The 23,904-nt window shown below is 41.9% G+C and carries 22 protein-coding genes and 1 pseudogene; 3 read left to right on the forward strand and 20 right to left on the reverse strand.

Annotated features, from left to right (window positions below):
• Window position 1 precedes the first annotated feature (1 nt).
• The 8 genes from metH to DWX62_RS02765 form a co-directional block, all read right to left on the reverse strand.
• The gene (gene metH, locus DWX62_RS02730; RefSeq protein WP_120172565.1) at window positions 2–2,767 is read right to left on the reverse strand and encodes a methionine synthase; all 2,766 of its coding nucleotides are present in this window, start codon (window positions 2,765–2,767) and stop codon (window positions 2–4) included.
• A gap of 1 nt (window position 2,768) precedes the next feature.
• On the reverse strand, window positions 2,769–3,221 hold the full coding sequence (smpB, locus tag DWX62_RS02735; protein WP_005831836.1) for an SsrA-binding protein: 453 nt from the start codon (window positions 3,219–3,221) through the stop codon (window positions 2,769–2,771).
• Window positions 3,222–3,229: 8 nt separating this feature from the next.
• Complete coding sequence (locus DWX62_RS02740; protein WP_008665379.1) at window positions 3,230–3,802, reverse strand: Yip1 family protein; 573 nt, start codon at window positions 3,800–3,802, stop codon at window positions 3,230–3,232.
• A gap of 7 nt (window positions 3,803–3,809) precedes the next feature.
• The gene (locus DWX62_RS02745; RefSeq protein WP_022401972.1) at window positions 3,810–4,682 is read right to left on the reverse strand and encodes a hypothetical protein; all 873 of its coding nucleotides are present in this window, start codon (window positions 4,680–4,682) and stop codon (window positions 3,810–3,812) included.
• 92 nt (window positions 4,683–4,774) lie between these two features.
• A complete protein-coding gene (locus tag DWX62_RS02750; protein ID WP_229120118.1) occupies window positions 4,775–5,944 on the reverse strand; it encodes a hypothetical protein in 1,170 nt (389 codons plus the stop codon).
• A 29-nt stretch (window positions 5,945–5,973) separates the two neighbouring features.
• Window positions 5,974–6,396, reverse strand: a complete 423-nt coding sequence (locus DWX62_RS02755; RefSeq protein ID WP_117991206.1) for a DUF3244 domain-containing protein — start codon at window positions 6,394–6,396, stop codon at window positions 5,974–5,976.
• A gap of 142 nt (window positions 6,397–6,538) precedes the next feature.
• Window positions 6,539–8,224, reverse strand: a complete 1,686-nt coding sequence (locus DWX62_RS02760; RefSeq protein ID WP_243636241.1) for a tetratricopeptide repeat protein — start codon at window positions 8,222–8,224, stop codon at window positions 6,539–6,541.
• Between the two features lie 94 nt (window positions 8,225–8,318).
• Window positions 8,319–8,816, reverse strand: coding sequence for a DMP19 family protein (locus tag DWX62_RS02765; RefSeq protein WP_120172567.1), 498 nt, complete (start codon window positions 8,814–8,816; stop codon window positions 8,319–8,321).
• Window positions 8,817–9,260: 444 nt separating this feature from the next.
• Between DWX62_RS02765 and DWX62_RS02770 the strand changes: the two genes are divergently transcribed.
• Entirely contained in the window at window positions 9,261–9,962 is a 702-nt protein-coding gene (locus DWX62_RS02770; protein WP_005832778.1) for a nitrogen-fixing protein NifU, read from the forward strand.
• Between the two features lie 18 nt (window positions 9,963–9,980).
• Window positions 9,981–10,991, forward strand: a complete 1,011-nt coding sequence (locus DWX62_RS02775; RefSeq protein WP_025833460.1) for a GGGtGRT protein — start codon at window positions 9,981–9,983, stop codon at window positions 10,989–10,991.
• A gap of 700 nt (window positions 10,992–11,691) precedes the next feature.
• Here the strand turns inward: DWX62_RS02775 and DWX62_RS02785 are convergent.
• From DWX62_RS02785 to DWX62_RS02820, 10 genes are all read right to left on the reverse strand, one after another.
• A complete protein-coding gene (locus DWX62_RS02785) occupies window positions 11,692–12,153 on the reverse strand; it encodes a lipocalin family protein (protein WP_009037600.1) in 462 nt (153 codons plus the stop codon).
• 31 nt (window positions 12,154–12,184) lie between these two features.
• Window positions 12,185–12,997 carry a glycosyltransferase family 2 protein gene (locus DWX62_RS02790; protein WP_008665367.1) on the reverse strand — a complete coding sequence of 271 codons (813 nt, stop codon included), beginning with the start codon at window positions 12,995–12,997 and terminating at the stop codon, window positions 12,185–12,187.
• 686 nt (window positions 12,998–13,683) lie between these two features.
• Window positions 13,684–14,271 carry a tyrosine-type recombinase/integrase gene (locus DWX62_RS02795; protein ID WP_117703250.1) on the reverse strand — a complete coding sequence of 196 codons (588 nt, stop codon included), beginning with the start codon at window positions 14,269–14,271 and terminating at the stop codon, window positions 13,684–13,686.
• A gap of 169 nt (window positions 14,272–14,440) precedes the next feature.
• Window positions 14,441–14,563: a hypothetical protein gene (locus tag DWX62_RS22445; RefSeq protein WP_255342452.1), complete on the reverse strand. Its 123-nt coding sequence runs from the start codon at window positions 14,561–14,563 to the stop codon at window positions 14,441–14,443.
• Window positions 14,564–14,611: 48 nt separating this feature from the next.
• Window positions 14,612–15,628 carry a DUF3871 family protein gene (locus DWX62_RS02800; protein WP_117703233.1) on the reverse strand — a complete coding sequence of 339 codons (1,017 nt, stop codon included), beginning with the start codon at window positions 15,626–15,628 and terminating at the stop codon, window positions 14,612–14,614.
• Window positions 15,629–15,653: 25 nt separating this feature from the next.
• Complete coding sequence (locus DWX62_RS22450; protein WP_256373143.1) at window positions 15,654–15,785, reverse strand: hypothetical protein; 132 nt, start codon at window positions 15,783–15,785, stop codon at window positions 15,654–15,656.
• A gap of 404 nt (window positions 15,786–16,189) precedes the next feature.
• Entirely contained in the window at window positions 16,190–17,797 is a 1,608-nt protein-coding gene (locus DWX62_RS02805; protein ID WP_008665363.1) for a hypothetical protein, read from the reverse strand.
• Window positions 17,798–18,110: 313 nt separating this feature from the next.
• Window positions 18,111–19,109 (reverse strand): hypothetical protein, encoded by a 999-nt coding sequence (locus tag DWX62_RS02810; RefSeq protein WP_117703234.1) that lies wholly within the window; start codon window positions 19,107–19,109, stop codon window positions 18,111–18,113.
• Between the two features lie 241 nt (window positions 19,110–19,350).
• On the reverse strand, window positions 19,351–20,364 hold the full coding sequence (locus DWX62_RS02815) for a hypothetical protein (RefSeq protein ID WP_008665359.1): 1,014 nt from the start codon (window positions 20,362–20,364) through the stop codon (window positions 19,351–19,353).
• A 91-nt stretch (window positions 20,365–20,455) separates the two neighbouring features.
• The gene (locus DWX62_RS02820; protein ID WP_117601706.1) at window positions 20,456–21,670 is read right to left on the reverse strand and encodes a site-specific integrase; all 1,215 of its coding nucleotides are present in this window, start codon (window positions 21,668–21,670) and stop codon (window positions 20,456–20,458) included.
• A gap of 147 nt (window positions 21,671–21,817) precedes the next feature.
• On the opposite strand from DWX62_RS02820, the pseudogene DWX62_RS02825 reads away from it, so the two are divergent.
• A pseudogene (locus DWX62_RS02825) lies at window positions 21,818–21,982 on the forward strand (GGGtGRT protein); the annotation flags it as partial.
• Window positions 21,983–22,041: 59 nt separating this feature from the next.
• On the opposite strand, the gene DWX62_RS02830 reads toward DWX62_RS02825, so the two are convergent.
• Both DWX62_RS02830 and DWX62_RS02835 read right to left on the reverse strand, forming a co-directional pair.
• Window positions 22,042–23,079, reverse strand: a complete 1,038-nt coding sequence (locus tag DWX62_RS02830) for an alcohol dehydrogenase (RefSeq protein ID WP_005832802.1) — start codon at window positions 23,077–23,079, stop codon at window positions 22,042–22,044.
• 27 nt (window positions 23,080–23,106) lie between these two features.
• Window positions 23,107–23,904 (reverse strand): RNA methyltransferase, encoded by a 798-nt coding sequence (locus DWX62_RS02835; protein WP_005832804.1) that lies wholly within the window; start codon window positions 23,902–23,904, stop codon window positions 23,107–23,109.

The raw sequence follows: 23,904 nt of genomic DNA on the forward strand, positions 1-23,904 counted from the left end.
TTTAAAACAGATTCAGTTTGTTCTTTCTCGCTTCTTCCAGGGAAACGGTTGTCACTTGTTTCTCCCGGTTCTTTTCGCACAACTGCCGATACTTCTCATGCAGTTCTTCTTCCAGCTCCTCCTTTGTCTTAGGATTCATCAGCTTGGCTGCTACTGTAGCATTCTGTGAAGCGTCCTTCAGATGGATTACGGGAGCATGATAGACCGGAGCAATTTTCAGAGCTGTGTGAAGCGGTGAAGTCGTGGCACCACCTATCAGCAGAGGAACGTCCAGACCTGCCTTTTCCAGCTCAATGGCTACATGCACCATTTCATCCAGCGAAGGGGTTATCAAGCCACTCAATCCTATCATGTCTACCTTTTCCTCTATGGCATGCTGTACAATGGTTTCGGCAGGCACCATGACGCCAAGGTCCACTATATCGTACCCGTTGCAGGCCATTACTACCGAGACTATATTTTTGCCAATGTCGTGCACATCACCTTTCACTGTAGCCAGCAGTACCTTCCCGGCAGCAGTCGCACCTTCTTCTTTCTCCGACTCGATTACGGGCTGGAGGATGGCAACCGCCCTCTTCATGGTGCGCGCCGTCTTCACTACTTGCGGCAGGAACATCTTGCCTGCCCCAAACAAGTCGCCGACATGATTCATGCCTGCCATCAACGGACCTTCAATGATGGAAACAGCCTTGGGATACAGCTTCAGCGCTTCGGCAAGGTCTTCTTCCAGATAATCGCCGATACCCTTTGTCAAGGCGTACTTCAACCGTTCTTCCACAGGAGTCCCCTCTCTCCAGGCAAGTTGGGAATGGGCGGCAGCCTGCCGCTCTCCTCCAGAAGTTTTTGCCGCCTCTGCTTCCGCTTTCAAGCGTTCGGCAGTTTCTATCAGGCGCTCGGCAGCATCGGGACGACGGTTCAAGACCACATCCTCTATGCGCTCCAATATATCAGCGGGAATATCGGTGTAAAGAACGGAGGCAGCCGGATTGACGATACCCATATCCATGCCCTCGCGGATGGCATAGTAAAGGAATACGGCATGCATCGCCTCGCGAATGTAATTATTGCCGCGGAAAGAGAAGGAAAGGTTACTCACTCCTCCACTGACATGCGCACCGGGCAGATTCTTCCGTATCCATCCGGCGGCACGGATAAAGTCTACAGCATAATTGTTGTGCTCGTCCATACCGGTTGCCACGGCAAGTACATTCGGGTCGAAAATTATATCATGGGGATTGAAACCTATCTTGTCCACCAAAAGACGGTATGCCCGTTCGCAGACCTCAATCTTACGTTCGTACGTGTCTGCCTGCCCTTTTTCATCAAAAGCCATCACCACGGCTGCCGCACCATATTGCTTTATGGTACGCGCATGCTCCAGGAATTTATCTTCCCCCTCCTTCAAGGAGATGGAGTTGACGATGGACTTGCCTTGCAAGCATTTCAATCCGGCCACAATCACTTCCCACTTAGAGGAGTCTATCATGACGGGAACACGGGCAATCTCCGGTTCCGAAGCTATCAGATGGAGGAAAGTCGTCATCTCCACTTGAGCATCCAGCAGTCCGTCGTCCATATTTATATCGATGACCTGCGCACCGTCTTCCACCTGCTGGCGGGCAATGCTGAGCGCCTCGTCATATTTCTTTTCATTAATCAGACGCAAGAATTTGCGCGAACCCGCAACATTACAGCGTTCACCCACATTCACGAAGTTATTTTCCGGCTTCACTTCCAGAAGTTCAAGCCCGGAGAGACAAAGATTTTCCGGTCTGGGAACCGGCTGATGGGGCGTTGCACCGGCAATCAGCGAGGAGTACTCGGCAATGTAGGCATCTGTCGTTCCGCAACAACCACCGATAATATTCACCAATCCCTCATGGATATACTCTTTTACTTCATGTGCCATATCGGCAGGAGTCTGGTCGTATGTGCCCAAACTGTTGGGCAGTCCGGCGTTGGGATAAGCACTGATATAATAAGGTGCACGGGCAGCAAGCTGCTCCAGGAAAGGTTTCAGCTGGCGGGCGCCAAAGGAGCAGTTCAACCCAACTGAAAAAATATCGGCATGTTGCACGGAGGCGAGAAAAGCATCCAAAGTTTGTCCCGACAGAGTACGCCCTCCAATATCAGAAACAGTCACAGAGAGCATCAAGGGTACATGAACTCCTACAGTTTCCATCGCCTGCCCGGCGGCAAAAATAGCAGCCTTGGCATTCAGTGTATCAAAAATGGTTTCTATCAGCAAAGCATCCACACCACCTTCGAGCAATGCTTCCATCTGCTCACGGTAGGCATCGGCCAGTTCATCGTAGCTCAAGGCACGAAAGGCCGGATTGTTCACATCGGGACTCATGGAGCAGGTCTTGTTCGTCGGTCCTACGGAGCCTGCCACAAAACGGGGTTTGTCGGGAGTAAGAGAAGTAAACTCATCTGCCACTTTGCGTGCCAGGCGCACTGCGGCAAGATTCATCTCACGCACATAGTCCTGCACATGATAATCGGCCATACTGACGCGGGTGGAACTGAATGTATTTGTTTCGATAATATCCGCACCTGCCGCCAGATACTTGCGGTGAATGTCTTGTATCACATCGGGGCGTGTCAGACAAAGCAGGTCATTGTTACCTTTCATCTGTCCGGGAATCTGCGAGAAGCGTTCATCCCGAAAATCTTCCTCTGTCAAGTTGTATTGCTGTATCATGGTGCCCATTGCACCATCCAGAATAAGGATGCGCTCACGCACCAAACTACCAAGTTTACTCATATTATCTTTTAAACATACGCGCCATATCGCGTTTGTCATCTTTTTCCTTCAGTGATTCGCGCTTATCATATTGCTTCTTACCTTTGGCAAGTGCCACCACAAGTTTGGCCAGCCCTTTTTCATTGATAAACAAGCGCACGGGAACAATGGTGAAACCCGGATCTTTCGTGCCGCGCATCAGTTTTTCAAGTTCCTTCTTATTCAACAAAAGCTTGCGCTCCCTACGTGCATTGTGATTGTTGTACGAACCATAGAAGTATTCGGCCACATGCATGTTCTTCACCCACAATTCGCCGTTGGCAAAGTAACAGAACGTATCGACTAAGCTTGCTTTCCCCAACCGGATGGACTTGATTTCTGTGCCCGTAAGCACAATGCCAGCCGTATAGGTGTCCGTCAGTTCGTAATCGAACGTAGCACGCTTATTCTTTATATTTACAGGAGCTTGTTTCATAACATTTATCAGTTTAGCACTACCGTCAGCTTATTGAATATCCATTCAATGGCCACCGGACAAGCTATTAACAAAATAGAAGAAAGAATGGTGAAACGCAAACGGTCTTTTTCCGCTATCTGCATCACCTTTTTGCTTCCTTCCCACACAACATACACGATATAGAATTGGAGCAACAGAGCCATAATGCCGAAATCAGGCAATATGCCGATAACAATCCTCAGCATGAACACCACTACCAGTGCATAACCTGCAAACTGTTGCGCCAAAGGAATATCACTGTCCAGCATAAACATGCGGACACGCAACCCATTGATGAGATAGGCTGCCAAAAAATATCCTCCAAACAAGGATACAGCCACCGCACAGCATTGTGTCATGGCATATTGAAAGCTTTGCGGCCCGTCCCATCCCATCTTCATCAAAGAGCCGATGAAAACGGACAACCCGCATAAACCAATCATAGGATAGACAAAAGTAGTAAATACTTTTCGTCTATCCTCTAAACTAATTTCCTCCCAGGCACGAGCCGGAGAGGAAATCAGTAGTATTGCTATATGAAATAAATCTTTGTAATTCAATATCAATTTATTGATTAGTAGACGCAATTTTGTATTCTACAGTATATTCCGTATAGTTTTCCGGTATTTCTGTATTGCTATTATTTCCACTTTCATGCGACTTAATAACTAATTTAGTAGGAAGATTTCCTGCTTTTTCTTTAAACCTTTCTAAAGCATTTTTTATATCATACCCATACCAATTAGAATAATAAACATCTGTCTTATCATCAGCACCTTTATCATGACGCAGATAGAAAACAAGGTCTGTGGCCCCTGCTTCAATTTCATCCAGTACACAAGCTAAAGCAAATTTATGCATCTTAAACTTATCGTTGTCATTTTGCAGTCTCCAAGCTATAGGAGTTACAAGTATATCCTTGTTATACAAAAATGGCTGAACTGACCCATTTTCCAATTTCAAAGTTATCACCGGTGCTGTTTCCGGCGCATCAACAACCAAGCTTTCTGCTGTCATTGATACGACAGCGTTTGCAAAAGAAATAGGCTGAAAATTCTTCAAAGTGAAGTTGGTAGTTTTAGATTTTTCATTCGTCTCAGGTTCTATGCTCTTTCCTAAGATGATTCCCATTCGAGAATCTGAAATCTTCAAACTTGAATTTGCCTCAAATTGAGTAACAGAAGCCGGTGTAGGTTGATAAGTGTTACCCGCAGCATCTTCAAAAGAGAGTAATCCCATATAGTTATTCACTAAAACCATGCCATAAATGTCATCATACTCTCCGTCATCTGAATTCAGACACGAAGTAAACGAAATGCCCATCAACAATGTCAAGGCAACCATCAAGAATTTTAATTGTTTCATCTTTCCTATAAATATTAGAGTTTGCAAATTTAGATAAAAGAATTGAGTAATATAGTACTCTCCTCGTTTTTTCATTGTTTTTAAGATTAAATGAAAGATTAATCTAAATACTGCAAGCCCCAATATCTATTTAACATTTATAAACAACCATAATTTAGATAATCACATTATTCTAAAACATATTCTCCTACCAATTTCCCTGTTGTTGGATTATATGTTCTAGCTTCAAAAGAAGAAAAGCAGTCTCCACTCCATTTTCCTTTAACTCTAAACGTTTTAGTATCCCCTATTTTCCTTAATGTAGCAACGTAAGTCAAACTACCTTTGTACATGATTAACACCGCATCAAGTTTTACAGTTTCACCTGGTTGAATCGGGATTTGTCCAGTTCTCGTTTTTGTTACCGTTTTACTATCACTTGTACCATAAGTCCAAGATTTATTTGTCTGCTGCTGTACAGAAACATTTACTCCAAGCGAAGAATCATCTCCTACCACATTAGGTATACCCACGTTCAATCCTCCTGAAATAGTGACACTTACTCCTTCTGTTTTTGAAAAATCAGATTTTTCTGTATAGCTTGTAGATAAAGAATAGTTCCATGTATCAACGCTTAAATGTTCATTTGTATATTCATCATGGTCACAAATCACTTCTGTAGGTTCAAAGCTATCAACCGTAGTCCGTACATACTCTAAACCAACAAGTTCATATTCACCAACAGGAACTATTTCCCATAAAGCGAGGCTTGAGGAATTATTCGTTTTAAACTTTACAGAGGAAGACGTTGAAGATTCTGATTGCAAATAATAAGAAGACAAACCAGTATTAAAGTTTCCATACATCGTATATATCATACAATTAGCATCAGCCAAACAATTAAAGCTTAAGCCAGGTCCAGCCAAAGGTGAATCAAAAGTTGATTTATTCCAATAACTCAAACGAAGATTATCAGGTATTTCTGAAGATAAATAGTTATTAGGAGTAACAACTCCATATGTATCGGATGTCACTCTATTATTTCCCCCAGCAACAACAATAGTTCTTCCATACTTCAGATACCATCTCTGCCTCAAAGATCCATCATCTTTATCTGTTAAACAAATTTCAGTACCTTTCTCTTTACAAGTAAGATACTTTTGTTTAGAGTTTCCAATATTCAAAATATTCACTGGAATTTCGGCAAGCTCACTTATCGGATCAAAATCCGCACTAGAACCTATCGCCCTTGTCATCACCTGCCACACACCACTACTTTCCACAAAGTTATCCAATTCCTCTTGCTCACAAGAAAATAGAGCTAACACTCCTACCAATAATAAACTAATCTTTTTCATAAGCATTACATTTTTTAGTTAACAATATATCATAATTCAAAACAGCCATATACATATGCCCCATTATCTCCTTTAATTTCTATACAATACTCCCCTGATACTCCAAAAGGAAGTTGCAAATATTTCCGAAGGGGAGATAAAATATTCTCGGAAGAAGAATAAATTACAGAACCACTTTGAGAAATGACAATTTCCACAACCCCGATTCCTTCCATAAAATCCAATTCTATGAAATAATTAAAGTCATCAACGAATACAACAAATGGTACTAATGGTACAACGGAACGGCTTCCATCTTCTTTTCCCGTAGTTAGAATTTCAAAAGGAATATCATTTGAATACAAAAAGACTGCCACCCTTCCAGAAGCAATACTTTTATTGGCCAAAGAATTAGCATCGACCTTTAATAAAGAAAATAGCAACAATACAGATAAGATAATTTTCAGTTTCATAGTCTTTCATTTTTTATTTATACAAAATTAGGGACTATTCAACAATAATTCAGCAATAACTATGCGGACAAAAATAGGGCAGGTAATAAATTATATATCAACACACTACAAAGAAACATATAGGACAAAAAAACGTTTTTTCTCAATACATCATTATCATTTGCTCTAAAGAATCATTCTTAGTAAGTCCTAAATCTGCTTTTAGTCTTTGTCTGTTTTTATATATGGATTTCATTTCACAATCAAAAACAATCATTAATTGCTTGTTAGAGAATCCCACTTTCAGCAACGCAGCCAACAATAATTCATTTTTTGTTAAATCAAACTCTTGTTTAAGTCGAGTAATAAAATTCGCATGAACCAAATCCAGAAAGTCAAATATATGTTGCCGTTCAGCAATAGTCATATTACTAATAATCAAATTTCCTTGCTTCAATTCCTCTAATACAAACAAGGCGTCAACACTCGAATTCTCACATACTCGCTTATTTTCTGCTATTAAACAAAGGATTTTTCTATTCAGGATTCCTATTTCCTCTTTTTTAGCCTGACGTTCTTGTAAGCTCACATTCTCCAATTCTGCAATTCTACAAGCATATCTATTAATAATTGCATTATTATTTCCAATAATCTCGACATTACGCAACAATTTTGTTCGATACCTTTTCCTAACCAGAAAGAAAGCGATGATGCCCAACCCTAATATGAATACAAATAAAAACAAATAAAAATAAGTCTGTTTCTCATTTTCCAGCCTTATCTGTTTATTTTCCAAAATAAGCTTATCATTTTCATACTTATTCTGCAAATCCAACAACTGCTTTTGCAGTTCAGCATTACGAGTCACCTCTAATAATGAATCAGACTTCTCTTTATACAAAAACGCTTTCAAATAATTACCATCTTTTTTATGCATATCAGCCAAATAGTAATATGCACCCGAAGACACAAAAATATTAGTTGCATTGATACAAGAAACAAAACAATCTTCAGCTTTTTTCTTTTGACCTACTTCAGAATAAACACGTCCCAAAGACAAACTATAACGATATTTATCATTTAAATTATCACAAACTTCCATTGCATTTGAAAAATACTCTATTGCTTGTGGATATCGTTTTTCATTATTGGCAATAAGTCCTAATAAATGTAGAAAAGATGCCTTCATACCACTAACAGTGTCACTCAACACAAGCCCTTTTTCAGCATACCAACCTGCACTATCATTATGATGTACCGAAAAATAGCCTCTTGCCGTATTCCTATAACCATATAAAATACGACGTCTATCACTCGCCAGTTCATAGTACCTGATAGAATGTTTAAAATTGTCTATAGAATTTTCATACAATCCTTGAACCGAGTTCAAATACCCTATATATTCCCAGACCATCCCTTGTACTTTATAATCCCTAGTTTCTTCCAAGAGACTCGATGCTTCCAGATAAGCCTGCATAGCATCTGAGAAGCGCTCCTTTAACAACATCACTTTTCCATAATAAAAGTAAGCCTTCCCTGCCTTCAATTTATCACCTTCCTGTTTATAATATTCTACCGCTATCATTATCAATGAGTCTGACTGCAAACTATCCAAATAGTTTTTATCCAAAGCCTGCGTTAAAAGCAAAGCATAATCTGCTCTCTGTTGTCCTCTCAAACATTCGGGACAATCAATTTGACTCAGAAGCGACAAGGCACTATCAGGAAATAATTCCATACACGCTTCCACACGGCTTAAGACATTATCGTCCTCTTTTTCTTGTACACATGAGATAAACAATACAAGAATCATCAATAAATTAATTCCATTTTTCATCCCGGCATTCATAGCTCGCATATTTTAGCTTTCAGATAGAACATCTCTCCAATACCGAGAGGCAAGAATGGGTATAGGCTAATATGACTTTCCTCGTTACTCTCTATCACACAATCTTGGCAAACAGCTCCAAATGTTCATCCACATAGCCGGCAACCAAAGCTGTATATTCCTCCTCTTTTTCCAAAAATTCATCTTCCAACTCATCGAAAGCCTCATATTGCTCGTACATTGCCATAAACTCCTCGTCCGTGCGTTCACGTTCCAAGTCGTCACGATGGCTATCGTATATTTTCTTGGCTGCATAAATCAACTTACTCAAATCGCCCACCCCCCACAAACGCATCACTTTGGCAAACGGATTGTCGAAAATATAACCGCCATAACCATTTTGAATCAGTTGGCAGAAGCCCCCTTCCATCACTTCATCACGGAATATCTGATAGGCCAACAATGAATGCTGTTCACCGGTAAGCAAAGGCATCGTCCCGGCAGTCATTTCTCCGCCTATTTCTTTCTTATAAGCATCGGTGAATACGCCGATAAATGTATCCATCCCTTCGCCGACAGCCTGGCGCAATGCCACATCTGTAACTTCTATCATAGTTTGTATTTTATTTAATTGTGCCACAAAGGTAAGACTTTGCAGTCATAGTCAAACACGGACTCCCCTTTATTTTCTTCGCCTTGCCAACCAGTTGGCAGGATTTTGCCTTACCATTGGCAAGACTTTGCCACCGTGTTGGCAAAACTTTGCCATAGGCATGGCAAAAGTTTGCCAAGACGCAAGCAAGGGGTTGGCAAAATTACTTCCTGATTGACAAGCACATACCCTATTGATTCACAAATCCTATCAGAGACGAGAAAAAACAGTCAACTGCAAACTCCACTTTACATTCCGCAGAAATTCAGCTTCTTATTACTTCTTTTTTTAAAAAAAGTCAAATTGAACAGTTGGCAGAAACGGGGAAAACAACTAACTTTGCACCCGACTAATAAAAGTGGACTACGTTTTTTTTAATTATATCACTTAAAAAAAGAGCTAATTATGACTTATTCACACGAAGTGGAACACATGTGTGTTGTGAAGAAAGGTCCTAATCACGGACCGGCTCCTATTCCCGAAGAAGGTAAATGGGTAAAAGCTAAAGAAATTGTTGACATCTCTGGTCTGACACACGGTATTGGCTGGTGTGCTCCTCAGCAAGGTGCATGTAAATTAACCCTCAATGTAAAGGAAGGCGTTATCCAGGAAGCTTTGGTTGAGACTATCGGTTGCTCCGGTATGACTCATTCTGCTGCTATGGCATCAGAAATCCTCCCGGGAAAGACTATCCTCGAAGCATTGAATACTGACCTCGTTTGCGATGCTATCAACACAGCTATGCGCGAACTCTTCCTGCAAATCGTTTACGGTCGTACTCAGTCTGCTTTCTCGGAAGGCGGCTTGATTATCGGTGCCGGTCTGGAAGACTTGGGTAAAGGTCTGCGCAGCCAGGTAGGTACACTGTACGGTACTTTGGCTAAAGGTCCCCGTTACCTGGAAATGGCCGAAGGTTACATCAAGAATGTATTCCTGGACAAGGACGACCAAATTTGCGGGTACGAGTTTGTTCACCTGGGCAAGTTCATGGATGAAATCAAGAAGGGAACTGACGCAAACGAAGCTTTGAAGAAAGTTACCGGTACTTACGGACGCGTAACAGCAGAACAAGGAGCAGTTAAACACATTGACCCACGTCACGAATAATATAAGGAGGAAAAGAATATGATTAGAGAAGTGAAATTTGAAAGTCAAGACCGTCGTATCAAGCAGATCATCGCTGCTCTGAACGAAAACGGCATCAAAGACATCGAAGAGGCTAACGCTATCTGCGAAGCTCATGGACTTGATCCTTATATGACGTGTGAAGAAACTCAGCCTATCTGTTTTGAAAATGCAAAGTGGGCCTACGTTGTAGGTTGTGCCATCGCTATCAAGAAGGGCTGCAAGAACGCTGCTGAAGCTGCCGAAGCTATCGGTATCGGCCTGCAGGCATTCTGTATCCCGGGTTCTGTAGCCGACGACCGTAAGGTTGGTATCGGTCATGGTAACCTGGCTGCCATGTTGCTGCGCGAGGAGACTAAGTGCTTCGCTTTCTTGGCAGGTCACGAGTCATTCGCTGCTGCCGAAGGTGCTATCAAAATTGCCGCTAAAGCAGACAAAGTACGTAAAGAACCTCTGCGTTGCATCCTGAACGGTCTCGGCAAGGACGCTGCACAGATTATCTCTCGTATCAACGGCTTTACATACGTTCAGACTCAATTCGATTACTATACAGGTGAACTGAAAGTAGTTCGTGAAATCGCATACAGCGACGGTCCCCGTGCCAAAGTAAAATGCTACGGTGCAGACGATGTTCGCGAAGGTGTGGCTATCATGTGGAAAGAAGGCGTGGATGTATCCATCACTGGTAACTCTACGAATCCGACCCGCTTTCAACACCCGGTTGCAGGTACTTATAAGAAAGAACGCGTATTGGCTGGCAAGCCGTACTTCTCAGTGGCATCCGGTGGTGGTACTGGTCGTACTCTGCACCCGGACAACATGGCTGCCGGACCGGCTTCTTACGGTATGACGGACACAATGGGTCGTATGCACTCAGACGCTCAGTTCGCCGGTTCATCTTCAGTTCCTGCTCACGTGGAAATGATGGGATTCCTGGGTATCGGTAACAACCCGATGGTAGGATGTACAGTGGCTTGTGCGGTTGACGTGGCTCAAGCTTTGAGCAAGTAATCATCTGATATACAGATTATATGTGAAGAGCTTTCCTTAGGGAAGGCTCTTCTTGTTTTAACAGACTTCCACGCTATCCTTGCTCTACTCACCTTTGCCTATCATCCTTTAATATCATCACTTTATCAATTGTGACGGTGTACTATATTATACTCTATAAATTCTCTATAAATTGCCACATTATTGCTAATTCTGTGACGTACTTGTGACGGGGTATCTATACCGTCACAACAAAGCAAGACATTCATAAGTCACTATGTATCAACTAATATCAAAATCATATTAAACACCTCCTATCTTATATTATTAATGGCATGTGACGAAATTACTTCAATCATACAACTTTATACTATTTGCTTTACACCTCTACCTTCAAATTCAAGAACATTTAGTTTACATTAGTTTCCCCTCTGTAATATGGTTAACTTCGTATCAGATTAATTCAATTATCAATTATCAAATTAATACAATTATGAGACTTACCAAGAAGAACTCTCCTAAAAGTTACACTATCTACTACCTACCACAAGAGATTAAAGAAACTATGGTTACAGAGGTCAGTTACCTGCCTATTACCAGAGAGAGACTGGAACAGTTCTTTAAAGATGCAGCAAGTAAGCGAAAGCCTAAATTAGTCAAGAAGCGGAAACAGTCAAGGCAGCAAGGGAGTTAATTCCATGCTGCCTTTATACTTCAATACTTATTTCCTTTTATAAGTCATTTTAGCATATTCTACCCCTCCATCATCCTCTTTCTCCATATATTCAAGAACTAACTTGCTGTTGGATATTTCAAGAACATTCAAATCAAGAGCATAAGTGGCATCAATAGGTCTAAGTGTCAGCAGCTTATTACTCAATGCCCATTTCCCTTCATCTAATTCCGAATTATCCAAATCATATTCAGTATATGTACCGTCAGCTCTGAATGTAAGATTACCAAAATATTCGCATTCATCTTTAGGTGCATGACTCCATTCTCTGTTTTCTTCAGGATATTCTGGCTCTATTTCATACCCTTCTTCGTAAGTTAGTACCCATTGACCTACAATGTTCTCTGTAGTAGGTGTACTTTCTTCTTCGTCATCATCACTACATGCTGCGAAGTTAACACTCATAATTACGGCTACGATAGCCATTCCAATAAATCTTAATGTTCTCATTTTAATTAATAAATTAAGTTAGTAATATAGTTTATAAATATTTATCCACTCCATTTGTACAGCGTACCGTCTTCCGTTCATCCAGCATTCTCATGTACTGCAAGTTCTTTGTCTTATTGTACATGAACTTATCCTCATGCCAAAGGTGGTAAACAATACCTGCGAACTTCAAATACCGTTTCCGGCAACCACTGTTCAGCAGACGCTTGCCCAAATCAATATCCTCACTTCCCCAACCCTCATAGAATTCATCATAACCGTTTACCTTGATAAAATCCTCACGGAAGAAGGACATGTTACAGCCCAATGCAGCCGAACGCTTTCTACGGTATCTCGGAGCCAAGAAGCGAGCCAGCCATATACAATGGATTGCATTCTCCGGCTTGCTTTCAATTCCTTTCGTCCAGACATGAATCGGGCGTACCATACCGGACTTACATATTTCCTCTGTCAGCTCTTTGCCCAAGTTTACCCTTCCACCTTTCACGTAAATGCCACGGCCAGCTTCACGGAGATGGTCGGCTATCAGCTTTGGATGCAGGAACACATCACCGTCTATCTCTATGATATAGTTTCCCGTACTACGGGCTACACACTTGTTGCGCATCATAGCCAATCGGAAACCTTTATCCTCATGCCACACATGTATGATTGGAAACGGTGCCTGCTCTTGCAGCCTTGCTATCAACGAGGCGGTCTCTTCCGTAGAGCCATCGTCTCCTATAATGACCTCATCGGGCAGGACTGTCTGCTTGAACAAGCTGAGTAAACATACTTGCAGAGCATCGCAACGGTTGTAAGTAGAGACTATTACGGAAATCTTCCCCAAGTCCTTTCTATTCATTACTACCAGATTTAAATAAGTTAATCAGATTAATTATTACCACTCTATACACTCTTGCCTTCTTTTATATGGATATATGGATGAAATGGCTTGAATAAGTGCACAGAGTACACAGCATAAAGCTGCACGCAATTTGATTGATTGCCACGTTAGAAATAGAACTGTCTGTTTTGTGAATATCTGTATCGTTGCCAGTGTTCCCTAACTGACCGTTATACAATAAAGAAGCGTGGGAACATTGAATATTACTACTGTGAGGCTCTGGACTGCCTAAGGTGAATAATAAACAATGCCCACGCCAGATATGTATATAGTTCACCCTACAGAGGTGAATATATAACACTGACGTGAGCGTCCTTGCCTATTATCTTCACCTTTTGAAATTGTCCAGATTTCACAGTAAGATAATATCTTAAACGCTCTTCGTTAACTAATATGTCCTTCCAACTTCCCAACGCATTAGGCTGTTAGAATTGCTGCAAAGTTACGAATTTACGTTTGATTGGCAAGAACTTATTGTTTATTAAATGCAGAAAGGCATTCCTACTCCATAAATCAAGGTTAGGAGCAAATTTGTAAAAGGTCTATATAAGTAGAATTTTATAAATTTACTCCCAACTTGAATTGTAGGCTTAAAAGGCAGTTCCGCTCCATTCTTAATAATTGGTGAGCGCAACCGCCAGTAATCAAAAGCTAAGGCAGTCATAAGTATTAAGTAGTTCTTCCTGCCTTAATCCCAAGTATCTCTTGGTAATTGATACACTGGAATGATTGAATAGCTCCATGAGTTTGACAAGTGCAAGCTCCGAACTTTCGCTGTTCATGTTATAGACCTGCCTGCCGAAAGTCTTTCTAAGGCTGTGGCATGAGAAGTTGCCTATATGCAGCCTATACTTCCTTTTAACCTCCTTGAGGATTACATTTATCCTCTGTATGGAATAGACCGTACCTTTCCGGCTAACCAATATAGGCGCGTCTATGCCTATAGGACTGATATGCTTGTAGCAGTCACAGATATGCTTCTGTAGCTGCATGTTAATTCTCACAGTCCTTTGCTTTCCCGTCTTGATTTCGATAACGGTAAATTCCTCCGCATTTAATATCTGATTCCAGCGTAAAGCCAGAATGTCAGATATTCTTAAGCCAGTAAAACAGCCCAGAGCAACAAGAAGCGAGATTTTATAATTCCCGTCTTTGGCTAACTTCCTTATCAAGTTCATTGCCTCGCTCCATTGCAGATAATCTGCGGTTGTACTTGAATATTTAAGTGACATAACGTTCAGTCTTATAATGAAATGAATAAAAGTGAATATCATTTTTAAGTTGGAATATCCAACTTATTGATAATCAAAGGAACATTCACTAATAATAGAAGTGAACATTTCTCCCATTAACAGTAAGAGGACACCTATACCTTGTTATATAGATGTCCTCCATACCAAGCTATCCTTTAACAATGGCATAGCCCAGCAGCAGGATATATCCTACCGCTATAAATGGAAACAATGCCATTGCAATGAAGAATACCAAAGTAGCCAGTAACACATAGAATAAATTCCGTAGCATAATCTCCAGTTTTGAGAAACCAGTAATAGGATATAATTCCAGATACAGCTAAGAGAGAAACCAGCTGTATCTTTCATCACCATGCAGAGCGGATGCAATGCCCGTTGCCAGTTCTGTAGCGTTGTAGGCTCTATCCAGAAAGCTGTCTATGTAGCTGCTCTTGTTGCTGCCAGTAAGCAGGTTGTAGAACTTCCACATGGATAGGTCACTGCCAAGACAGCCAAAGTTCTCATCATTAATGTAGGCTTTAGCCACACTGTTTACTTGTGTATCAGTAAGCAGCATTCTGGGGATAGCCTTCTGATAGCCTTGTGGCAAGCACTGATAAAGTCGCATTCTTCCAAGTAACTGGCAGAATTGATGTTCTGTCATACTGGTATTGCCAAGTGTCTGCATCAGATGTATGTGCTTGGCAGGGTCGTACTTGTTGAACATTTCCAATACGGCACGATATAATTCGTTGGTATTGGTTACTTCCAAACAAGTAAGATAACCGTCCGTAGATACACATAAATTGGTGCAGACATTACAAATGAAGCCTATGAACACCTTAAAACGCTCTGCACCCTTTTTACTGTACAGATTGGTATGGTTATAAGCCCTAACTCCACCTATGGTAAGGGTCAGCCTATTACCGTTCACCGTCTCGTAGATGGTAGGTATTTCAATCACGAAAGCGCAACGCTCGTAATAAATGGTCTTGTCACTCTCCAATAACTGATTGGCAGGCTTATGTATTGCTTCTGGAATACGACCTTTGATAACGTGTGACACCCTTATATCCGGCTGCCCTATCCGTTCACCGTTAAAGAAAGTATGTGCGGCATCCTGCACCGTTTCAATGAACGAGACGTGCGACAATGTAGCCTCGTTGTCTTTGGCGAATACTGGAATTATGCAGTCGTCCCTCAAATGCTGTAAAGTCGCTTCAACTGTATTAGCCTCTATGAACAGAGGTCGTTTCCCCTTTGTATCGTCCGTTACAACCGTTGCATCCTCTGCAAATTCGCCTAAATTGCTGTTCCTTCTCTGTGCCATGACTGGCATAATCTGTAATGCTTCCATAATCTGTAAATTATTAAGTTGATAATTAGAAATTTCTCCATCTGAACGCCATATAAACGATAATGTACAGCACTATGGCAAACATTGCCTGCGGTGCTGTAATGAACGGTACAACGAGTATTGCACCAACCGTCAGAATTGCCTTTAAATCTTCCATAAGCGATAATTTATTGGTTAGTAATAAGTGAATTAAAGGGAATAGCACGCTTTATAGCGTAATGCCCCATAGACTTCCGCAATTGTGCTCTGTAATACACAGACATTACTGTAGTAGCCAGTAATACCGTAGCCAAAGCGTTTGCGGTCTGGAATGCGATTGCGTTAAACCGTTCATTTCCCATCTAAGAGAGGTGAGGGACGTAGGAGTAACATGACAATAAAGCGCATAATATACACCTCATGCCTGCTTTCTGGCTGATAATTGCACTTTATGCAGTCTTGGTAACTGTATGGAAAGAGTTCCCGTATCTGGAAGGGAGGGGGTACTATTTAGACACTGCCTAATTTGAGTTGGGGTATAACAAGAAACTCCAGACCCGTTTAATAGTCTGGAGTTCAATCCTACTCAATCAATGCCTTAATTTCCTTTATGGTTCTATACCTTCTCAACGTCTGCCCAAGCTGTTTATATCCCTGCTCCAAGAATGGATATTTATCTGTTATCACCCTTAATTCCCGTTGCTCATTGTCCGTTAGGGAAAGCTTCTCCTTCAAGTCACAGAAGCGTTTGAGGCGGTCTCTGAATTGTGGCGGTTTGAGAGCATCCTTTACTGCACTGTCATCTGCGATACTCCACTCATACCCTTTGGTTACTGTCATCCCCAATTCCTTATAAGCCTCTTGCAGTGCTTCGGACGACCTATATACTATATGTGTAGTCCAGTGTTGGTAGAGCTTTAACTGGGCAACCATGTCATTGACTTCGTATCTGCCATCCTTCTTGATGATATATGTATGGACGCCCAGTCTTTCAAACTCCTTATCCTGCTGCTTTAATATCTTTATATCAGTCTCCCTATTCAGTTGCTCCACCCTTCTGCGAGCAGTAGCAAGTTCGTCCTCTATCCTCTCCTCCATCACATCAAACGGAACGTAGTAGTTGACAGCCTTTGCATTGAAGATATGGACTATCTTGTTTCTGAAAGGGTTGGACTTGGTTCTGATACGTCCTGCAATCTGGGGAATATCCATGTCAATGCTGATTAGGGTATGCTTGTTGTAGCCGTCACTGACGATAAAGCATATTGCCGTCTCTGAATAATAGTCCACTCCTTCAAATGCCTTGCAGGTCACGAATGTAAACCGTTTAACTGGGGCTGTTGAACTGGAGATTTCAAAGCCTTCCAGCTTGTAATGGTTCATCTCGTCGTCAGCGCATATAATCCTGCACTCATCATTGGTCAGCTTGGCTTGTTCAAGTATCTCCTTAATCTCCCTTACGCTGTTGACAAAGAAATATGCCTCCTCACTCTTAATCCCGTCCAACACAAAGTGACCGTTGTCTTTATAATGCTTGATAACATTAGCTGCTGTAGTGCTTGCTTTGACACATGGGCAGGGGTAGATTGTAATCTTATCCACTATCTGCCAGTTGGCAATATATTCCTTCATTTCGGCAAATACTTTGGGCTTAAATCGCTCTGGGATAGGAGTTGCAGTTAAGAAGCAATGAGACTTGAAGCATTTGAACTTCTCTATAATCTGATTTATTACCTTTGTCCTAAAGCCATACTGCTTTAACAAATTGTGGTACTCATCCACAAGTATCTTGAATTCAAGCGGATTAATGAGGTCAATCAGTTTATCCACCTTGTCATACGTACAGATTATCTTCTTAACTCCGTCCTTAGCAAGAAACTTGTTCAACTGGATTTGTACTATCTTAGTGAACTTGCCATATAAACCAAACAGTCTGTCATTAGTAGGACTTACGCCTGCTTGGATTTGTGACTTCTTCCAAGCAATGTCCCTGCCGTCTTTATCCTTAGGTGGGTAGCACTTATTGATTACCAGCTCTGTTGTAGGTACGGCAATAATGTAATTCTCGTCATTGGTAAGCGCTATTGTAGTAGCACCGCATCCCGTCTTTACCTTGTTGAAGATGCAATTCTTTGGGAAGTCGTCCATAATGAGGAAACCGTCCCGTTCTTGAATATCTAACTTTATCATAAGTTATCTTTTGTGATTTTAAATATGTTACCTGTGACCCTAATTATTGGACTTTAAATAATCCTAAACTCTGAATACTGGGGTAACTGACCGTTTTATATAGAGGGAATTCACCACTTTCTGGGAATTTCAACTCTATCATCATTTCTACTTGGTGATTGGAAAACAGCTATCTGTGACCCCAATAATCAGACTACAGATTACTCTCAACTTCAATTATTAGGGTAAACCACCTTATTATATGGGGGAAATTCACCACTCTGGAAGAATTGGGAGCAGAAGAGCCAACCTCTCACATTGGCTCCGGTTCTTATTAGCGGACTTCTTCCGCTTCCAGATAAGGAATGTCCTCATCTGCATCAGTGGAGGCTGTCCCAGTCCCTTCAACTGGAATGATAATAGGATTGCCATTCCGTTCTCTTATCTTCTTGAACTGCTCCATCACCAAACTCTCATCCAGATTTCCATGCGTATTGAACATTGCCGCCTTGTCATTCTGGGTGATGGTCTGGAATATCTTAATAGCTTCGTTGGCGTCTCCCGCAGTTGTTTTGATATTATTAAATTGCTGAATTAGGTGTCTCTTGGCAATATCCTTGTCATCAAAGCCTTTATCCTTGCAGATTTGGATGAACTTGTTGCCTATCTCCATATTATAGGCTGGAATGATAGGCTTCTTCACCTTCTTTCCTTTCTCATCCTTCCCAGAGCATAATAGAGAGAAGTCAGACTTTGATATGGCGTTATTATTGCCACAAAAGATAAGGTTCAGTGTTGAGATTGGATAACCGTCTGGGTTCTTCTCGCTCTTTATCAGTTCGTTATACCGTTGCAGGAATTCACTGTCTGGGTTAATATTGGCTGCACCACGTACATAATCTGGGGTAGTCCATTCCTTCTTGGTAATATTAATCTCGTTGATATATTCGGCAATGGTTTCATTCCCTTGCAATTCAACTTCAATGGCAGGGACATCTATCGTTTCCTTTCCGTTCTCCGCTGCCCATTCATTATAGAGGGCTGCGGCAATAACCCTATGCTGACCGTCCAATACAAGGAAATATTTGGCAGCATCTTCCGGCTTTATATCTTGCCCATTAATATCAACCAAGCTAATATCGCCAGTTTTAATTACATCTTCCGCCTTAATGACTTGTATCTGCTCTGCCTTTCTGTAGCCTTTGACCTTCATCATGGCTAATATCTTCTCTACATTGCCCAAGTTGATGGAACGATTAATACCCTTAGCGAAAGCTATGTTTCTTACTTCATTATTAGCTACAATATTAATTTGTAAATAAATTTTCTTCATAATTGTTTAAATTTAAATTAATAATTAAGTTTATAAATTGGTGCAATCTTCAACTTGGCGCCTTATCGTTTCTGATTACGTTGCAAAGTTGGGAAATACTTAGAAGGTGGGTTATAAAGAATAGAATGCGATTTGAAGGGTATTCTTTATATATAAGATAGCCAAATAGTTAGATATTATAAGGATATAAAAAACTACCACGTGATTACATGGTAGTCTGTGAGGATTGGCAGCATATTGCTTACCAGAGGTATTCTGTGGATTGATTATTGGGAGAGAAATTGTAGTCCTCTATCCGCTTGGGCTTCCATTGCGGTTTGTAGCCTTGCTTCACCAAGTAGGCTATAGCGGCATTGGTGTAGTTCTCGTCATTATTGAAACTGTCCGCTTCAAATAATATCTCCATGTAGCCTAAAGTCATACGTATCTGCTCGCTTCTGGTCTTTAAGGCTGAACACTTCTGCAAGAGATGGAATGTACCGTACATGATTAAGTTGCAGGCTGCATTATTGGCTTTCCTGCCTTTCCTTTCTGAATACACCTCCTTCAATTCCGCTTGCGCCTCTTCCAGACTGTCAACTCCCAAGTAAATATGCAGGTAGTTGTCAAGCAAGTCAGTCAGCCAATAGCAGGAGTTGTCAAGCCTAATCTTCTTTACCCCGTTATCAATGGTGATGGAATTTAGTGCCCTTACCTCCTCCTTTCTGGAAGGTGAGTATCTCTTGGTGTTCAATAACTCAAACAGCTTCAGCATTTCTGGACGGACTTGTTCCAGATACGGAAGTGTATTCTCTGAAATGGCAATCTCCGTATGAAGTTCATCCTTTACATGCTTGTCATATATGGCAGCTACAAACAGAAGGGATATTCCTATTACTTCATCTTCATCTGATACGCCATACTCCTCCAGAAGTTCCAATATTTCAGTCAGTATCTTATCATTGGATAGGGTTATGAATACTTCGTGCTCTGTATCCATGATGAAACTGGCAGCATCAAACAGTGTACTTGTTGAGGCTGGTCTGGGGGCATAGCGGTGATAGTCAAAAGCACCGTTATCCACCGCGTATTCATCCAGATACGGGAATGGCATACGATACTTGGAAACTATCTCCTCACCTGCCCCATTAGGGTAATGAAGGTGGTATGCTGCTTGTAGTTCATTTAAGAACATGGCACGTCTGTAGCCAAAGCATTCTGCCAGTATAGGCTCTAACGTCCTCAACTCTGGAATTGGTATTGAGTAGGTTATCATGTCATATCTGTATTAGTGCCGTAAAGATAAATAATGCCACTCCATTATGCAACAGAGCGGCATTATAAATTAGAGTAAATGCTTCATTACATCATTCCTTAGTACAGAATGTCCCCATTAACTTATCCATTTCTTCACCTATACACTTATCAACTAATTTAGCATAATGTTCAGTCATTCGTGTATTAGAATGTCCCAACATTTTAGACACCACAATTAAGGATATATTATTAGCTAAAGTAACCGTACTTGCAAATGTGTGTCTTGCTGTATGATAGGTTATTCGTTTATCTATGTGACATAGAATAGCTATATCCTTCAAATATAGATTTATATCCTTATCTGAATATATAGGCATTAAGGTATCTCCACCTGCATACTTATCAATCAACATTTTAGCATTAGGTAATAATGGAATACGAGCAAGAACACCAGTCTTTACCCTCTTCTTCTTAATCCACATTCTTCCTTGATTATCACGTTCTAAATGTTCAACCTTCAATGTTTTAACATCAATGTATGATAAGCCAGTATAACACGCAAATAAGAACATATCCCTCGTCCGCTCAAGTCTGGGTAAAGGAGAATTAAAGTTTATAATTCTGCGCAGTTCATCTTCATTCAAGAAATCAGGAGATACCTCTTGCCGCTCCAATTTATATGATGCAAATGGATTAAATGCAATCTTATTATTAGCAACAGCACGATTTACCACCTTCTTTAATAGTGATAAATACTTCACTGCCCCATTCTGAGATAATCCATGTTCTGATAGCAACCATATACGGTATTCTTCAATGAAATCACGATTTAATTCTCTTAAGAACATATCATCACGATTATATTTAGATTGAATAAATTTCTCAAGAAGTGATAAGCCATGCTTTGAATTAGCGTATGTCCCTTTAGATATTCCACAGCCAATCTGTTTATGCTGCATTTCATTATGTCTCTTATAAACGTTAAGAATAGTTTCTTCCTTTATCAGTTCCACCTTATTTAATAAGGCATCACGAAGTAACATAGCTGTTATAGCAAATCCATGCTTCACTAACTTAATCTCTTCCTCATAAATTCGTACTCTCAAACTCTTTAGAAATTCATTCAATACTACAGCCTCAGAATTCGTACCACGTACACACTGTTTATCTTTATTCCAATTCTCCAATGCAACTAACTTACCAGTTGAGAATACAGTTCTTTCATCACCCACAGCTATTAATACCTCAATTGGCGCTTTACCTGCCTTATTCATTTTACTTGCCCTAACAGTAAATGATAATGTATAGTTACTCTTATTTATCATATTCCATAATTTGTGACGTCACAGTGACGGAATACATAAATTACCGTCACAGACATCTATTTAATTCAATATCAAATAGAGTATAATACACTATATTACAATATATTACAACAACATATACATTTCTAAACCGTCACAAGTTTACGTATGACCGATACTATGGGACGTATGCACTCAGACGCTCAGTTCGCCGGTTCATCTTCAGTTCCTGCTCACGTGGAAATGATGGGATTCCTGGGTATCGGTAACAACCCGATGGTAGGATGTACAGTGGCTTGTGCGGTTGACGTGGCTCAAGCTTTGAGCAAGTAAGTAGCAAGTAAATAATTACATAGAAAAAGAGGATAGCCTTCATTGGCTATCCTCTTTTTCTATCTACCCACAATCGCCACCTTTATCACCCCCTCCAGCCTATTCTCAAAAATACGGTAGGCTTCGTCAATTTCCTCCAACGAGAAACGATGTGTGATAAGCGGTGTGGTATCTATCTGTCCCGCCGCTATCAGGCGCAGTATCTCGGCACAATCGCACCCATCCACACCACCGGTCTTGAAGACAAGATTCTTGCCATACATCTCCGGCAAGGGCAATAACTGAGGCTGGTCATAAAGCGCCACAATGGTGACAATGGCATTGGGACGGGCACACTCCCATGCCAAGCGGAAAGTATCTTCCGTGCCGGCAACTTCAAGTACGACATCTGCCCCACCATGGTCGCTATGCTTCCTCACAAAGTCTTTGCAGTTTTCCGGCCCAATGACCAGCACCTCCGGATAATGCTCGCGGACAAAACGGATTCTTTCGGCCGACTGCTCGCAGACAATAATGCGACGGGGCTTCTTCAGCATGGAACAAAGCAGGGTACAAATACCCGTCGGCCCGGCACCGATGATGAGTACAGTGTCTTCCTCGGTTATTTCGGAGATACGGGCAGCCCAGAAGCCGGTGGCCAACACATCGCCTACCAAGAGCGCCTGCTCGTCGCTTACCGTATCGGGAATACGGTTCAGTCCCTGGTCGGCATAAGGCACACGTACATATTCCGCCTGGCCGCCATCGATACGGCACCCCAAAGCCCAACCGCCATTAGTGTCGGTACAGTTGTTCACATATCCGTGACGACAAAAGAAACATTTACCACAAAAAGTCTCCACATTCACAGTCACACGGTCGCCGGGCTTTACCGACTCAACTTCGGCACCCACCTGCTCTACGATGCCCACCATTTCGTGTCCTACCGTAATTCCGGGTACGGCGCGCGGTACACTTCCATGCTTTATATGCAAGTCACTGGTGCATATGCTACCCAGTGTCACCCGCACAATAGCATCACGTGCATCTTCCAATACCGGTATCGGTTTCTCAAGCAATCCGAACTTTCCGTGTTCAATATAAGTATATGCCAACATAATATATGCTTTTTTGAGTTATCACTTCTAAACGCGAAGTTGCCAGAAAGCAACAGCCGCTGCGGCCGCCACGTTCAGCGAATCTACACCGTGCGCCATGGGGATACGAACCACATAGTCGGCTCCCGCAATCGCTTCGTGCGAAAGACCATCTCCCTCAGTACCCATCACAATAGCCAACCGGGGCTCGGTCTTCAAAACGGGATTGTCTATGGAAATGGAATTGTCCGTAAGCGCCATGGCCGCCGTGCGGAAACCCAACTCACCGAGCGTATCCAGAGGACCGTCCATCCACGTCCACGGCACAAGAAAAACCGTTCCCATTGAAACCCGGACCGCACGACGGTTCAGAGGATCGCAGGAATTACGCGTCAACAGCACAGCATCCATGCCAAGAGCTGCCGCCGAACGGAAGATGGCCCCAATATTGGTGGTATCCACCACCCCGTCGATAACCACAATACGCCGGGCTCCCCGGCAGACGTCCTCCATACTCTTCGGAACCGGACGGCGCATGGCACAAAGAACACCACGTGTCAAAACGTAGCCAGTCAGCTCGGCAAGCAATTCCCTACCGCTTGTGTAGACGGGTATATCGCCACAACGCTCAATGATTTCAGCAGCATCCCCATAAATGTGCTTGTGCTCACACAAAAGGGCCAAAGGCTCGTAGCCGACATCCAGAGCCACCTTGATAACCTTAGGACTCTCAGCTATAAACAGCCCTTTGTCCGGCTCAAAGCGGTTGCGCAACTGGGCTTCGGTAAGGGTACTGAATATCTCCACACCGGGATGGGTCAAAGATGATATTTCGATAACAGGCAT

The organism is Bacteroides sp. AF20-13LB, from assembly GCF_003603065.1.
GTDB lineage: Bacteria > Bacteroidota > Bacteroidia > Bacteroidales > Bacteroidaceae > Bacteroides > Bacteroides uniformis.